Below are 14183 nucleotides of genomic sequence, written 5' to 3' on the forward strand. Positions count from 1 at the left end.
GCCGGGTTGCGCGACTCGCGCAACGTTAACGCTCGATTAATCCGTCGATGCAAGCATAAAAAGGGTGGCTGAGGCTGCCCTTTTTTGTGGCCGCTGCCGTTACACTAACGAACTCATGCCCGTGTAGACCTGTCTTAAAAAAGGTCGCGCGAGGCGACTTTATTTGTCCAGGAGTAAAGCATGCGTAAATTGATCCTCAGCGCCGCTCTCGTCACTGCCAGCCTGTTCGGCATGACCGCGCAAGCCGCCGATGTGCCGCTTGAGGCGGGTAAAACCTATGTTGAGTTGGCCAATCCGGTGCCGGTTTCTGTGCCGGGCAAGATCGAGGTTGTCGAGCTGTTCTGGTATGGCTGCCCGCATTGCTACACGTTCGAGCCGACCATCAACCCGTGGGCCGAGAAGCTGCCTTCGGATGTGAACTTCAAGCGTATTCCTGCCATGTTCGGCGGTCCTTGGGATGCCCACGGCCAGATGTTCCTGACCCTCGAAGCCATGGGTGTCGAGCACAAGGTCCACAATGCAGTGTTCGAGGCCATCCAGAAGGACCGCAAGCCACTGACCAAGCCGGAGCAAATGGCTGACTTCCTCGCCAGCCAGGGCGTGGACAAGGACAAGTTCCTCTCGACCTTCAACTCCTTCGCGATCCAGGGCCAAGTAAAACAGGCCAAGGAACTCGCGCAGAAATACGGCGTGCAAGGTGTTCCAACCCTGATCGTCAACGGCAAATACCGCTTCGACCTCGGCACTTCCGGCGGTCCTGAGCAGACGCTCAACGTTGCCGACCAGTTGATCGCCAAAGAGCGCGCAGCCAAGTAAGGGGCTCTCCATGCGTCGCTGGGGTACCGAGCGTGTAGTTGGCCTGCATGATCCGCAGGTCAACGAGCACCATCTGGAATCCACGGGCCTGCCGGCAGACAGCCGGCTGCGTCTGCTGAGTTTCAATATCCAGGTGGGAATCAGTACCGAGAAGTACCGGCATTATCTGACCCGTGGCTGGCAACACTTGTTGCCTCACAACGGTCGGGCCGGCAATCTGCAGAAGATTGGCGACTTGCTGGGTGATTTCGACCTGGTGGCTCTGCAGGAAGCCGATGGTGGCAGCCTGCGTTCCGGTTATGTCAATCAGGTCGAGCATCTGGCCCAGCTTGGCGCTTTCCCTTACTGGTATCAGCAGCTCAATCGCAACCTCGGAAAGCTCGGGCAACACAGCAATGGCGTGCTCAGTCGCTTGAAACCCTGGGCCATCGAGGATCATCCGCTGCCGGGTCCCAAGGGGCGTGGTGCGATTCTCGTGCGTTTTGGCGAAGGCCCCGAGGCGCTGGTCGTGGTGATGATGCATCTGGCGCTGGGAGCTCGTACCCGGACGATGCAGTTGGCTTATATTCGTGAGCTGATTGGTAACTATAAACACCAGGTGCTGATGGGGGATATGAATACCCATGCCAGCGACCTGCTGCAGAACTCCCCGTTGCGCGACCTTGGGCTGTTGGCTCCGCAGGTCGAAGCCACTTTTCCCAGCTGGCGCCCGCAGCGTTGTCTGGATCACATCCTGCTAAGCCCCACCCTGACGCTGGAAAGTGTGCAGGTGCTGGCGCAACCCATTTCCGATCACTTGCCGGTCGCGGTAGAGATTCGTCTGCCGGGTTCGCTCACGGTTGATGCATTGCCCGCGTTGAGCCCAGGCACCAGCGGACCCCTTGCATGAGCGACGACGCCCAGCGCTGGAAAGAAAAATACCTGTTAGGCATCGAGCACCAAGAAAAGCTTGAACGTCGCTGGGCCGCGCGCCTCGACTTGCTGCGTCGTGGCCTGGTGCGCAGCACCTTGGCGGCCGAGGGCACGGATCGAGCAGTCGATCAGTGCATGAAAGAGATGCGCGATGTTGTGCGTACCGATGATATGGATGCCGCACTGGCCGCCTTGTTGCCTCGTCTGGAAAAGGCGGTACTGGACTCCGAGCAGCGCCGGGAAACCCGCGTTGATCAGATCGGCACTGCGTTGACCGCTTTGGTGGCTCAGTTGCAAGCGTTGCCGTTGCCGCGGGAGGTAAGTCGCCCGCTCAAGAGCTTTGCCAAGCAGTTGGACAACCGAGTCGGCCAGGCTCGAGAAATTCCGCTGCTGCTCAGTGAGTTGAGCGGCCTTCAGGGCCAGGCCTTGAGAAACCTGGAAGTGGGTGACGAGCCCGGTCGTCCGGGATTGTTACAGCGTTTGTTTGGTACCAAGGAGGTCGCCGGGGACACCGCGCCGGTCGAGCTCGCCGTTTCGCCCGTTCCCCGAGTGGAAAAACCTGCTGGCGAGTCAAGAGCCTTCCCGGCGCAGGCACCGGAGTTGACCGAGGCGCTACGTGCTTTTGCTCCACTCCCGCAGGCAGCAGCGGCTACCCCTGTAACGGATACGTCGATTGGGGTTGTAGTTGCGCCAGTGCCTGAGCACCTTCAATTCGATAGCCATGAGTTGGTACTGCAGCCGCCCCCGGCATCCACAGCTCCCGTCGCTGAAGTGCCAGAAGCGCCACCCATCGAAGTGGTGGTTGCCGCACCTGCTGAGAGTACCCCGGCTGTAGAGGCAGTGATGCCGCCTGTTCAGGTCGGTGCGTTGGAGTCGACAGTCATCGGCAGTCTTTCCTTGCCGCCGGTGATGGCTGCAGAAGCAACAGAGGACGATCAGCACTACGCGCTTCCAGACTCTTGCGAACCGTCCTATAGCTCAGTCGCCAAGCATATAGAAGACACCTTGCTCGGCCTGCTTGAGGATCTGGCTCTACCTGAGCGTCACCGGCCTCAAGCGCAAGTGATGCGCGACCGCCTGGCCCACGGATTGAACTGGTATGAATTGTTGCCAATTCTCGATGATCTGGCCGTATTGATGCTGGCCATCACTGACAGCGGGCAGCACGAATTTGGGGATTATCTCAAGCGTCTCAATGATCGCCTGGAGGCTTTCCAGAACAACCTGAGGGCTGCCAGCGAAGGGCATGCCGACAGCCGCACGGCGGCGCGGGAAATGGATACGCAAATCCGTGAACAGGTCGACGGCCTGCAAAGCAGTGTCCAGGAGGCAGCTGACCTGGAGAGCCTCAAGCACGTACTGGAAAGCCATCTTGAGGGCTTGCTGGGCACCATGGACCAGCACCAGCAGCAGCGTGACCAGCGCGAACACGAAGTTGCCGCACGCTTGCAGGGGCTGGCGGAGCGGGTCGCCAGTATGGAACACGAGGCCCAGGGCTATCGTGAGCACCTTGAGATACAGCGCCAGAAAGCACTGGTCGATCCCTTGAGCGGGTTGCCGAATCGTGCTGCCTGGAGCGAGCGTCTGGAACATGAGGTCAATGCCTGGCATCAGCATGGCAATAGCCTGTCGCTCGCAATGCTGGATCTGGACCACTTCAAGCGGATTAACGACAGTTATGGGCATCTGGCGGGCGATAAGGTGTTGAAAATTATTGCCAATGTACTGGTCAAGCGCCTGCGACCCACGGACTTTATCGCGCGTTTTGGCGGTGAGGAGTTCGTTCTGCTGATGCCGAACTCGGCATTGGACGATGCATTGGCCTTGGGCGAGCGCCTGCGTGCCGCTATCGAAGCATGCCCGTTTCACTTCAAGGGCGAGCGGGTAACCATCACCATGTCTGTCGGCATGGCGCAGTTTCTACCCGGCGAACGCAGTGACCTGGCGCTCAAGCGTGCTGACGAAGCGTTGTACAGGGCCAAGGCCGCAGGGCGTAATCAGGTGCAGGCGGCCTGAAACCCTGTCAATTTGTATAAATGGATGTATTTGGCGGCTGGCTGGCAAGCGGTACGTTACACTATTTCATTATCGTCTTAAGCGTACTGTCTGCTGCCATGAAATTACTATGTTCTGCCCTTCTGTTTCTGTTGCTCGCTGGTTGTGCAAGCGGTCCTCGCCTGAATACCAGCTACCCTTCGGTAAACTATGACGAGCGTGTGCAATTTGTCGTCCTCCATTACACCTCCACGTCCCTTGAACGTTCTCTGGAGTTATTGACCCGTGGTCAGGTCAGCAGTCATTACCTGGTGGGTGATGACGCCTCTGCCACCATCTACAAGTTGGTGGATGAGAGCAAGCGTGCCTGGCATGCGGGAGAAAGTGAATGGATGGGCCGTACCTGGCTCAACTCCAGCTCCATTGGGATCGAGATCGTCAATCAAGGGTATCGTGATACGCCGACCGGACGTGTCTGGTATCCATACACCGAAGCGCAGGTCCACTCGCTGGTGACGTTGCTAAAGGACATCAGCAAGCGCAACAAGATCGACCCGCGCTATATCATCGGTCATAGCGACATCGCTCCGCTGCGAAAGCTGGACCCGGGGCCGTTGTTCCCGTGGAAGCGTCTGGCTGACGAAGGGCTGGGGATCTGGCCGGATGCCAATGCTGTGGCGCGCTATCAGCCGCAGTACGCTGCTGATCTGCCGAGCATCACCTGGTTCCAGGAAGAGTTGGCGCGCCTGGGTTATTCAACGCCGCAAACAGGCGAGTTGGATGTAGCAACACGCCATGTACTGGCCGCGTTCCAGATGCGTTTCCGGCCGTCGTTGTTTGACGGTACACCGGACGCCGAAAGTGCAGCGATTCTGCGTGTACTGAACACTCGCTGAGCAAGGGAGCCGGTACGCCGGCTTTACCTGTTCAAAGCGGCAACGCCATATAAAACTGTGTGCCCTGGCCGGGCCGCGAATATACGCCCATGCGTCCGCCATGCAGTTGCACAATTTCTTTGCAAAGCGCCAGACCCAGGCCCGCACCGCCTTTCTTACGGCCTACCTGGACGAACGGTTCAAAAATACGACCCTGCTGGCCATAGGCGATGCCTTCGCCGTTGTCTTCAACACTGACAATGAGTCGCTCGCCATGACGACGCGCCTGCAGGCGAATCTGCCCGCCATCGGCAGTGTGGCGAAGGGCGTTGCCCAGCAGGTTGTCGAGTACCCGCTCCAACTGTGCTTGATCGGCATGCAGTCTGGGTAACTGGGGCTGTGCTTCGACCAGCAACTCAATGTTTTGCGCAAACGCGAGTTCAGCAAAGCGGGCGCGGGCGTGCTCCAGCAACTCATCGATATTGCACGGTGCCAGCGTGAGTTTTTGCAGGCCGTTCTGGTAGCGGGAAAAGTTGAGCAAATCGTTGATCAGCTGCATCAATCGCTGCATTTCTTCATTGACGGTATTGAGCAGGTCGGCTTCGCGAGATTCGGCCGGAAATTTCGCCCGTTCCTGGAATAACCCGAATGCCATGTGCATGCCCGTGACCGGGGTGCGCAGCTCATGAGAGGCGCGTAGGACGAACTCGCTGCGCACGCGTTCGAAGGCTCGCTGTTCGGTAACGTCATGCAGCACCATCACGGCCCCCAGAATATGACCTTGGGTGTGGCTGACCGGTGTCAGGCTGTAAGTCAGCAGGCGCGATTCGCCCTCCACCTGCACCTCAAGATCTTCGGGGGCTCGTTCCAGATTACCGCCGCGCAATACCAATTGCAGTTGTTCATCTAGCTCCGGGCGTTCCAGCGCTTCGCCCAGGCCTTGGCCCAGACGGCTTTCGTCCCAGCCCAGTTGGCGTTGGGCTACGGGGTTGAGGTGCTCCAAGTGTCCCTGGCGATCAATCATCAACAAGCCGTCATCGATGCTGTCGAGCACGGCCTGCAAACGCTGCTGGCCGGCCATCAACTCGTTGATGTTGGTCGCCTGGTGCTGGCGCAGCGCTTCGGCCATGATGCCGAAGCGTCGGGTCAGCAGATTCATTTCTACTGCCGATGAGATGGGTAGCGTCACCTCGAAATTGCCTTGGCCGATCTTGTCAGCCGCCTTGGCCAGAGCTTCGATGGGGCCGCCAAAGCGCTGGGCGATTCCGTGGGCGGTGATAAAACCGATGATCAGTACTGCCAGCCCTACCAGCCCCAGCAGAGTGGCGACCAACAGCGCTCGCTCCCGGGATTGGCGCTCGGTGGCGTTGATATTTTCCAACGCTTTTTTGTGTTCACGGATCAAGCCGTTGCGCAATACGTTGAAACTGACAGTCAATTTCTCGTCAGTGCGCAGGCTTGGTACCGTGCTTTTACTTTCCTTGAACGCTTGCCAGAACTTTAGATAGTCGGCTTTTGCTTGGGTGAAGCCGTGGCTACTGGTGTCTTCTTGCTCGTGTTCGATCCCTTGATCCAGCACTTCGAGATAGTGCTGCCGGGACGTTTGCAGCTTGGCCGGATCAGGATTTTCCTTGAGCATCAGCATCAGTTGATCGCCCAGGGCCTGGCGCAGCTTGAGCCCTAGGTCCAGGGTGATGAAGTTGTTGCGGATCAGTGATTCCTGGTTGTTGGCCATTTGCATGACGCTGACCAGGCCCAGCAGTAATCCGAGCAGGGCTACGGTGATCAGCGCCGAAATACTCAGGAACAACCGAGTGCGCAATTTCATCGCCAGCTTCATAAAGTGCCGCTCACAGGTTGTACTGTTTACGTTTGCGATACAGCGTCGACGCGTCAATGCCCAGGGTCTTGGCCGCCTGGTCAAGGGTGTCGCTGGTGGCAAGTACCGCACCGATATGGGCTTTCTCCAGTTCGTCCAGGCTTAAGGCCGCCCCGATGCGCGGTGAGTTGTTGGTCGGTTGTTCGGCCATACCCAGATGACTGATCTCGACCTTTTCCTGGGCACAGATGATGCTGGCGCGCTCCACCACGTTGCGTAGCTCGCGGATGTTGCCCGGCCATCGATAGTTGAGCAGCGCTTCCCGTGCCTCATCGCTGAAGCCGCGTGCTGGTCGTGCGTACTCTTTGACGAAGCGTGCGAGGAAGCGGTCGGCCAGGGTAAGAATGTCTTCGCTGCGCTCGCGCAAGGGCGGCAGGTGCAAGGTGATGACGTTGAGGCGATACAGCAGGTCTTCGCGAAAGCGCCCGTCGCGAACCATATCTTCCAGATTCAGGTTGGTGGCTGCCAGGATACGTACATCGGCGCGCCGGGTGACCGGGTCGCCGACTCGCTCATACTCCTTGTCCTGAATGAAACGCAGTAGCTTGGGTTGCAATGTCAGGGGGAAATCGCCGATCTCGTCGAGAAAAAGCGTGCCACCGTCAGCTTGGTTGACACGCCCCAGCGTACTTTCGCTGGCGCCGGTAAAGGCGCCACGGCTGTGGCCGAACAGCTCGCTTTCCATCAGTTCCGCGGTCAGCGACGGGCAATTGATGGTGACGCAGGATTTCTTCGCCCTTTTGCTCCAGCCATGAATCGCCCGTGCCAGTTCACCCTTGCCGGTACCGGACTCGCCCAGGATCAGGATATTGGCATCCGTGCCTGCAACCTGGCGGGCTGTCTCCAGCACGACCATCATCGCCGGGCTGTGGGAATCAAGGCCGTCCTTGGACTGGCGCACTGCGCCTTCCAGGGCTTCCAGGCGTGCCGAGAGTTGGCGCACCTCCAATTGCTTGGCGGTCGCCAGGCGCAATTGGTCCGGGCTGCACGGCTTGACCAGATAGTCAGCGGCACCGGCTTGTATCGCATCCACCGCGGTATCGACTGCCGAATGTGCAGTGACGATTACCACGCGCATCCAGGGTGCCTGAATGCGCATTTGCGCAAGTACATCAAGGCCGTTGTCTTCGCCCAGGCGCAGGTCCAGAAAACACAGGTCGAACACCTGCCGTTGCAACAGGGCATCAGCCTGGGCGGCGCTGTTGGCGGTGGCTACGGTGTAGCCTTCATCTTCCAGACAGTAGCGGAAAGTGCGAAGGATAGCGGATTCGTCATCGACTAAAAGAATGCGGCCTTGTAATTCCTTGGCTGATTCCATCTGTCCCGCGCTCCCTTAAAAGTGAATGATCTTGTTTAGTCCCGGAATAATCGGGCAAGTTGCATGGTTTATTCTGATTGATAAAAAGCAGCACCACGCAGTTATCTACGCTCACCTTGGCGAGCCCATCGACGCAACCAGTTTTTCAATCGATCGACCTCTCTGACAACCACGCTTTGCGTCTGATCCCTACGTTTCAGCGGGGCATCGTGCATTTTGCACGGTGAGGATAGGTGCATCGTGCAGGATGCTGGCGAGGCAAAATACAAAAATATCGTAACTATTTGAATTTATTGGTTTTTTCGGTTAGCTAAAACTGGCACGCGCTCTGCAATACCTTTCTTACAAGCGCCATTGCCAATAATCAAAATGCGGGAGATTCAGGATGACTCGCCAAAAGCTCACTCAACTGCGTATATCCCCGCTGCGTTTGCAGCAAGGATTGTTCGCAAGCCTGGCCTTGATGCTGACCTTGATCAGTGGCCAGCAGTTGCAGCGCTGGGAGCAGAGTCGGCAACCCGCCCCGCAAATCGAGCATTCGGTGATGACCCAGAGTCATTTCCGTTCCGTTGACAGCTATGGCGTCGACGCGAAAACCCCGCGAATGATTGCAGTTGAGCAGGACATTGCCCTGCACGACCAGCCCTATCAGGAACGCTGGGTGTTTTAGGCATCAACCTTGACGCTCGCCTTGGGCGAAAGGGTCTGCACAGCAATCACTCATAAGTAGAAGCGTAAGGAGAATCACCATGTTGAGTTGGGCAATCACATTCCTGATCATTGCCATCGTGGCTGCAGTATTGGGCTTCGGTGGTATCGCGGGCACCGCCACGGGTATCGCCAAGATTCTGTTTGTCGTGTTTCTGGTGATGTTCATTGTCTCTTTCTTCTTTGGCCGTCGCGGTCGAGGTTGAGCATGTCTGACTTTTCTTGGAAGACCGTTGCTGCCGCCCTGTTGCTGGGTGGCAGTAGCCTGGCGATGGCGGCCAATGATGGGCAGTCCAGGGTTAACGAACTGCTCGGCGCGGACCCGCAATACCGCGCCACCTGGCAAGAAGTTGTAAAGCAGGAGGAGCGTTTGCCGGAATGGGTGCTGAACCTGTCGGGCACTGCCGAGCAGATGACCGCCGTGGAAGAAGATGGCGACAAGTACCTGGTCGGGCCGCTCTGTGAAACTGCTGACACCTGCCGGAACAAACGCCTGATTGTCGCTTTCAGTTACGACAAGGACGATGCCTACGCCATGCTAGTGGAGGTCCCGGCCGGCCTGCCGGCGGACAAGTCGCCAACACGGCATGCTGACTATTGCTTCCTCGGCGAGCCGGATGAAGGCATGCAGAAGTTGCTGCGTGAGCAACTCAAGAACGATCCGAATTGGTATTAGGCCCGCTTGATGGACCTGATACTCACGCGCCGCGGTCAGTTGCCGCTTTGCGTGTGTGCCACGGCATAAGCGTGGTACATGACCAGGGGGCCGGGTTGCTCTGATCAAGGTGGATCGGCGTGACCTACGGGGACAGGGAGTGCCTGCGCAAGGGCCGGGTCAGGAAAATAGCTGCGTCGCAAGTCCGTGAGTCATGGTGACTGACGGATATGCGGCGGGCTCGTTGTGCTTGCTGTTTATGTCATGCCTCTCATAGCTGAGAATCTCCAACTTTCCGCAACTCAACCGTTTCTCGGTGTTTCTGCGCGACCATCTATCGAGAAAATTTGTGCTCAGCCAGAGCAGGTTTTCGATGTATGCGTAGGAATTTTCGAGAGTTTTTTCTGGATGACAGAAAAACCGGAAAATCCCTGAGCGAGCCTGAAATGGCCGGTTCACGGCATGTATACCCGACAAAATGTCGCATTTGAACTGACCAAACAGACAGTTTTCCTGAAAAAAACCCATGCCGATTCGGCATGGGGTAGGCGTTTACGGCATTAGACGCCGCCCTCCTGCGTCGGAATAGTTGCGCCTTTTTTCGCCTGCCAGTAAGCCATATCGGCCATCTTGCGGCGACCTTCTACGGAGGCTGATGCACACACTTTTTCGCTTCCGGGCGTTCCAGCTGACGCATCTGCCTGAGTCCACTTGAAACAAGGGTAATGACATGAAGAAGGCAAAATTAAGCCTCGCCTGGCAGATCCTCATCGGTCTGGTGCTGGGGATTGCAATCGGTGCTGTACTCAACCACTTCAGTGCCGAAAAAGCCTGGTGGATCAGCAACGTGTTGCAACCGGCGGGCGATATCTTTATCCGCTTGATCAAGATGATCGTTATTCCGATCGTGATTTCGTCGCTGATTGTCGGAATCGCCGGTGTAGGCGATGCGAAAAAACTTGGTCGGATTGGCGTAAAAACCATTGTCTACTTCGAAGTGGTTACCACCATTGCGATTGTGGTCGGCCTGTTGCTGGCTAACCTGTTCCATCCGGGCGCCGGAATCGACATGAGTACCCTGGGTACCGTCGACATCTCCAAGTATCAGGCGACCGCCGCCGAGGTCCAGCATGAACATGCGTTCATCGAGACCATTCTCAACCTGATCCCGTCGAACATTTTTGCGGCAGTGGCCCGTGGCGAAATGCTGCCGATCATCTTCTTCTCTGTGTTGTTCGGCCTGGGCTTGTCGAGCCTCAAGCCTGAATTGCGCGAACCCCTGGTGACCATGTTCCAGGGCGTGTCCGAGAGCATGTTCAAAGTCACTCACATGATCATGAAATACGCCCCTATCGGTGTATTCGCCTTGATCGCCGTGACGGTTGCCAACTTTGGCTTTGCTTCGCTGCTGCCGCTGGCCAAGCTGGTAATCCTGGTTTACGTCGCCATCCTGTTCTTCGCCTTTGTGATTCTCGGCCTGATCGCCCGCCTGTTTGGTTTCTCGGTGATCAAGCTGATGCGCATCTTCAAGGATGAGTTGGTACTGGCTTACTCCACCGCCAGCTCCGAGACCGTACTGCCGCGTGTGATCGAGAAAATGGAAGCCTACGGTGCGCCAAAGGCGATCTGCAGCTTCGTGGTGCCGACGGGGTACTCGTTCAACCTTGACGGTTCGACTCTGTACCAGAGCATCGCGGCGATTTTTATCGCCCAGCTGTATGGCATCGACCTGTCGATTGGCCAGCAATTGATGCTGGTGCTGACCCTGATGGTTACCTCCAAGGGTATCGCTGGCGTGCCGGGCGTGTCCTTCGTGGTCCTGCTCGCGACCCTGGGCAGCGTAGGTATTCCGCTGGAAGGCCTTGCGTTTATCGCCGGTGTCGATCGGGTCATGGACATGGCCCGTACCGCGCTGAACGTGATCGGTAACGCCCTGGCCGTGCTGGTTATCGCGCGCTGGGAAGGCATGTACGACGATGCCAAAGGTGAGCGCTACTGGAACTCCCTGCCGCACTGGCGTACCAAGCAAGTGCAGCCGGCTGGCGAGACCCTGCAAGGCTGATCCCCCGCTTGAATCGAACAGACCCCGGTAAATCCGGGGTTTGTCGTTTCTGCCAGTCCCGCTATCATTCGCCACATATTTCTAGGGGTGTGACCGATGCTCAATGGCCTGTGGCTTGGCTTCTTTGTTGTGGCAATGGTGTCAGCACTGGCGCAATGGCTGGCGGGGGGCAACGCCGGGATTTTTGCGGCGATGGTGGAAAGCATTTTTGCCATGGCCAAGTTGTCGGTGGAAGTGATGGTGCTGTTGTTCGGTACCTTGACTCTGTGGCTGGGCTTCTTGCGCATTGCCGAGAAGGCCGGGATCGTCGAGTGGCTGGCCAAGGCCCTCGGCCCGTTGTTCCTGCGCCTGATGCCGGAAGTGCCGGCGGGTCACCCGGCCATTGGCTTGATCACGCTCAACTTCGCAGCCAACGGGCTGGGGCTGGATAATGCGGCAACGCCCATCGGCTTGAAAGCCATGAAAGCGCTGCAAGAGCTCAACCCCATTCCCAATACGGCAACCAACGCGCAGATTCTGTTCCTAGTGCTCAACGCATCCTCCCTGACGCTGCTGCCCGTGACGATTTTCATGTACCGCGCCCAGCAAGGCGCGCCGGACCCGACGCTGGTGTTTCTGCCGATCCTGCTGGCGACCAGCGCCTCGACGCTGGTCGGCCTGCTGTCGGTGGCGTTGATGCAGCGTCTGCGCTTGTGGGACCCTGTGGTATTGGCCTACCTGATCCCCGGTGCGCTGGTGCTGGGTGGGTTTATGGCATTGCTGGCCACGCTGTCGGCCACAGCGCTGGCCGGGCTGTCATCGATCCTTGGCAACCTGACGCTGTTTGGCCTGATCATGCTGTTTCTGCTGATTGGCGCGTTACGCAAGGTCAAGGTCTATGAAGCGTTTGTCGAAGGCGCCAAGGAAGGCTTCGATGTTGCGAAGAATCTGCTGCCTTATCTAGTAGCGATGCTGTGTGCGGTTGGCGTGCTGCGAGCGTCCGGGGCTCTGGAGTTCGGTCTGGAAGGGATTCGCCACCTGGTGGCGTGGATCGGTCTGGACACGCGTTTTGTCGATGCCTTGCCCACGGCGATGGTCAAGCCATTCTCCGGCAGCGCAGCGCGGGCCATGTTGATCGAGACCATGCAGACGCAGGGTGTCGATAGCTTCCCTGCGTTGGTAGCGGCGACGGTTCAGGGCAGCACCGAGACCACCTTCTACGTGTTGGCGGTGTACTTTGGCTCGGTAGGCATCCAGCGCGCACGGCATGCGGTTGGTTGTGCGTTGCTCGCAGAGTTTGCCGGTGTGGTGGCGGCGATTGCCGTCTGCTACTGGTTTTTTGGCTGAGGCTTGGACTGCTATCGCGAGCAAGCCCGCTCCACACATTTGGATGTACTCACAAATCAAAATGTGTGGGCTTGCTCGCGATGAGGCCCTCAGTGCTTAGACGTTGCATTGCCCTGCTGCACAACCCAATCCACTACTTGTTTATTCAAGGCATCCCCCGCCAGCCCAAACCCGGCCACGACTGCTGGTACCTGGGTATCACTCACAGGCTGATGCACCTCGAACCGTTTGGCGGCGATGATCCGTTGATCACTACCGCGCACCAGCCGCGCATCCAATCGAATCACTACCTCCACCGCACTGGCCAGATACTCGCTTTGAAAGGCCTGCAGCTGCCCGCCCAGCTCGAAGTCTGCTTGCAGGCTCGTGTCATCGGTACTTAGCAATGCCACCCGGCCGTCGCGCTGGAAGCCGTCCAATAAGCGGTTGCGCAGCAACACAGGGGCCGGATCGCTCCAGCGTGAGTGGGCATAACTGCTGATCAAGTCACCCTGAGGCACCACGGCAATGCGTGGGCTATCAAGGAACTCGCTGCTCTGGGGCTTGGCCAGGCGCAAGGACCAGGCGACGGGGCTACCTTGGCCAGAAGTCTGGGCTGAAGGCAGTCGATAGACATCTGATGGATCAGCCTTGGGCAAGATTGAACAGGCACTGAGCAATGCCAGGGCCAGCGGGGCAATCAATTGGCAAGCGCGCTTCATGGCGTGAACTCCTTGTTCTTGTCGCTGCCCAGCAGGTAGCCGCTGGGGTTGGCTTCCAGGCGGCGGGAAATCGCCCGCAACGAGCCCAGGGTATCGCGCAGCTCACGCACGGCCGGAGCCAGTTCATGCAAACCCTGCATACCGCTGTTCAGGGAGTCCTTGTTGTCGTTGAGCAAGGTGTTGATGGTCGCAGTACTCTGCTCTAGGGAGCGCATTGCACCTTCGGCGCTGCCGAACATTTGTTTGCCCTGATCATTGAGCAGGCCATTGGCGTTACGCATCAGCGCGGTGGTTTGCTCCAGGGTGGCGCCGGCTTGCTGGCTGACTTGGGCCAATTGCTGCAAGACCAGTTTGATATCGCCCCGTTGTTCGGCGATGGCGCCGGTGGTTTGCTCCAGGTGTGCCAGGGTGCTGCTGAGGCGATCCACGTTATCCGGGGAAAATACGCGGTTGGCGTTGTGCAGCAACAGGTTGATGCTAGTCATCAGGTCGTTGCTGTTGTTCAGCAGGCGTGCGATCGGGGATGGCGAGGCGATGATCTGCGGCAGGTTGCCGTCCTTGCCTTTAAGTTCCGGGCTCTGCGGGGTGCCGCCGCTGAGTTGGATGATCGAGGTGCCGGTGATGCCGGTCAGTGCCAGCTTGGCCTGGGTGTCCTCCTTGATCGGTGTCTGTCCGGCCAGGCGTATACGCGCCAGCACCCGACGTGGGTCCTTGGGGTCCAGGTGCAGGCTCGTCACGTCGCCGACCTTGATCCCGCTGTATTGCACCGCACTGCCCTGGGACAGGCCGCTGACGGCCTCGTTGAACACCACTTCGTAATCCTGGAAGGCGCTGTCGACGCTGGATTTGGCCAGCCACAGGCCGAACAGCATGGCGCCGACCACCACGATTACACTGAACAGGCCGATCATCACATGATGGGCTCGGGTTTCCATG

The 14183-nt window shown here is 58.2% G+C and carries 13 protein-coding genes; 9 read left to right on the forward strand and 4 right to left on the reverse strand.

The features are described from left to right. Positions 1 to 180 precede the first annotated feature (180 nt). From dsbA to OQ460_RS00435, 4 genes are all read left to right on the forward strand, one after another. The gene (gene dsbA, locus OQ460_RS00420) at positions 181 to 816 is read left to right on the forward strand and encodes a thiol:disulfide interchange protein DsbA (RefSeq protein ID WP_410019987.1); all 636 of its coding nucleotides are present in this window, start codon (positions 181 to 183) and stop codon (positions 814 to 816) included. Between the two features lie 10 nt (positions 817 to 826). Beyond that, complete coding sequence (locus OQ460_RS00425) at positions 827 to 1705, forward strand: endonuclease/exonuclease/phosphatase family protein (protein ID WP_410019988.1); 879 nt, start codon at positions 827 to 829, stop codon at positions 1703 to 1705. Then, positions 1702 to 3744: a diguanylate cyclase gene (locus tag OQ460_RS00430; RefSeq protein ID WP_410019989.1), complete on the forward strand. Its 2043-nt coding sequence runs from the start codon at positions 1702 to 1704 to the stop codon at positions 3742 to 3744. The genes OQ460_RS00425 and OQ460_RS00430 overlap by 4 nt, the downstream gene beginning before the upstream one ends. A 98-nt stretch (positions 3745 to 3842) precedes the next feature. After that, the gene (locus OQ460_RS00435) at positions 3843 to 4619 is read left to right on the forward strand and encodes an N-acetylmuramoyl-L-alanine amidase (protein ID WP_410019990.1); all 777 of its coding nucleotides are present in this window, start codon (positions 3843 to 3845) and stop codon (positions 4617 to 4619) included. 31 nt (positions 4620 to 4650) lie between these two features. On the opposite strand, the gene OQ460_RS00440 is transcribed toward OQ460_RS00435, so the two are convergent. Both OQ460_RS00440 and algB read right to left on the reverse strand, forming a co-directional pair. Then, on the reverse strand, positions 4651 to 6438 hold the full coding sequence (locus OQ460_RS00440) for a KinB sensor domain-containing domain (RefSeq protein ID WP_410019991.1): 1788 nt from the start codon (positions 6436 to 6438) through the stop codon (positions 4651 to 4653). A 10-nt stretch (positions 6439 to 6448) separates the two neighbouring features. After that, on the reverse strand, positions 6449 to 7795 hold the full coding sequence (gene algB, locus OQ460_RS00445) for a sigma-54-dependent response regulator transcription factor AlgB (protein ID WP_410019992.1): 1347 nt from the start codon (positions 7793 to 7795) through the stop codon (positions 6449 to 6451). 385 nt (positions 7796 to 8180) lie between these two features. Here algB and OQ460_RS00450 point away from each other — a divergent pair, with 385 nt between their 5' ends. The 5 genes from OQ460_RS00450 (at position 8181) to OQ460_RS00470 (ending at position 12546) form a co-directional block, all read left to right on the forward strand. Then, positions 8181 to 8465 carry a hypothetical protein gene (locus OQ460_RS00450; protein ID WP_410019993.1) on the forward strand — a complete coding sequence of 95 codons (285 nt, stop codon included), beginning with the start codon at positions 8181 to 8183 and terminating at the stop codon, positions 8463 to 8465. A 79-nt stretch (positions 8466 to 8544) separates the two neighbouring features. After that, on the forward strand, positions 8545 to 8709 hold the full coding sequence (locus OQ460_RS00455) for a DUF1328 domain-containing protein (protein ID WP_084378456.1): 165 nt from the start codon (positions 8545 to 8547) through the stop codon (positions 8707 to 8709). Positions 8710 to 8711: 2 nt separating this feature from the next. After that, complete coding sequence (locus tag OQ460_RS00460; protein WP_410019994.1) at positions 8712 to 9179, forward strand: inhibitor of vertebrate lysozyme family protein; 468 nt, start codon at positions 8712 to 8714, stop codon at positions 9177 to 9179. Between the two features lie 709 nt (positions 9180 to 9888). Continuing rightward, positions 9889 to 11220 (forward strand): glutamate/aspartate:proton symporter GltP, encoded by a 1332-nt coding sequence (gene gltP / locus OQ460_RS00465; RefSeq protein ID WP_410019995.1) that lies wholly within the window; start codon positions 9889 to 9891, stop codon positions 11218 to 11220. Between the two features lie 96 nt (positions 11221 to 11316). Continuing rightward, positions 11317 to 12546, forward strand: coding sequence for a nucleoside recognition domain-containing protein (locus OQ460_RS00470; RefSeq protein ID WP_410019996.1), 1230 nt, complete (start codon positions 11317 to 11319; stop codon positions 12544 to 12546). 89 nt (positions 12547 to 12635) lie between these two features. Here the strand turns inward: OQ460_RS00470 and OQ460_RS00475 are convergent, their stop codons facing one another. Next, positions 12636 to 13247, reverse strand: coding sequence for an ABC-type transport auxiliary lipoprotein family protein (locus OQ460_RS00475; protein ID WP_410019997.1), 612 nt, complete (start codon positions 13245 to 13247; stop codon positions 12636 to 12638). Continuing rightward, a complete protein-coding gene (locus OQ460_RS00480; protein ID WP_410019998.1) occupies positions 13244 to 14182 on the reverse strand; it encodes an MlaD family protein in 939 nt (312 codons plus the stop codon). The genes OQ460_RS00475 and OQ460_RS00480 overlap by 4 nt, the downstream gene beginning before the upstream one ends. Between the last annotated feature and the right edge of the window lies 1 nt (position 14183).

Source organism: Pseudomonas imrae, from assembly GCF_046352735.2.
GTDB classification, from domain to species: Bacteria; Pseudomonadota; Gammaproteobacteria; order Pseudomonadales; family Pseudomonadaceae; genus Aquipseudomonas; species Aquipseudomonas imrae.

Coding starts and splice junctions, on each gene's coding strand:
- OQ460_RS00440 (WP_410019991.1), bottom strand. CDS start 6,438: ATGAAGCTGGCGATGAAATTGCGCACTCGGTTGTTCCTGAGTATTTCG.
- OQ460_RS00460 (WP_410019994.1), top strand. CDS start 8,712: ATGTCTGACTTTTCTTGGAAGACCGTTGCTGCCGCCCTGTTGCTGGGT.
- OQ460_RS00470 (WP_410019996.1), top strand. CDS start 11,317: ATGCTCAATGGCCTGTGGCTTGGCTTCTTTGTTGTGGCAATGGTGTCA.
- dsbA (WP_410019987.1), top strand. CDS start 181: ATGCGTAAATTGATCCTCAGCGCCGCTCTCGTCACTGCCAGCCTGTTC.
- OQ460_RS00430 (WP_410019989.1), top strand. CDS start 1,702: ATGAGCGACGACGCCCAGCGCTGGAAAGAAAAATACCTGTTAGGCATC.
- OQ460_RS00455 (WP_084378456.1), top strand. CDS start 8,545: ATGTTGAGTTGGGCAATCACATTCCTGATCATTGCCATCGTGGCTGCA.
- OQ460_RS00475 (WP_410019997.1), bottom strand. CDS start 13,247: ATGAAGCGCGCTTGCCAATTGATTGCCCCGCTGGCCCTGGCATTGCTC.
- OQ460_RS00425 (WP_410019988.1), top strand. CDS start 827: ATGCGTCGCTGGGGTACCGAGCGTGTAGTTGGCCTGCATGATCCGCAG.
- algB (WP_410019992.1), bottom strand. CDS start 7,795: ATGGAATCAGCCAAGGAATTACAAGGCCGCATTCTTTTAGTCGATGAC.
- OQ460_RS00435 (WP_410019990.1), top strand. CDS start 3,843: ATGAAATTACTATGTTCTGCCCTTCTGTTTCTGTTGCTCGCTGGTTGT.
- OQ460_RS00480 (WP_410019998.1), bottom strand. CDS start 14,182: ATGGAAACCCGAGCCCATCATGTGATGATCGGCCTGTTCAGTGTAATC.
- OQ460_RS00450 (WP_410019993.1), top strand. CDS start 8,181: ATGACTCGCCAAAAGCTCACTCAACTGCGTATATCCCCGCTGCGTTTG.
- gltP (WP_410019995.1), top strand. CDS start 9,889: ATGAAGAAGGCAAAATTAAGCCTCGCCTGGCAGATCCTCATCGGTCTG.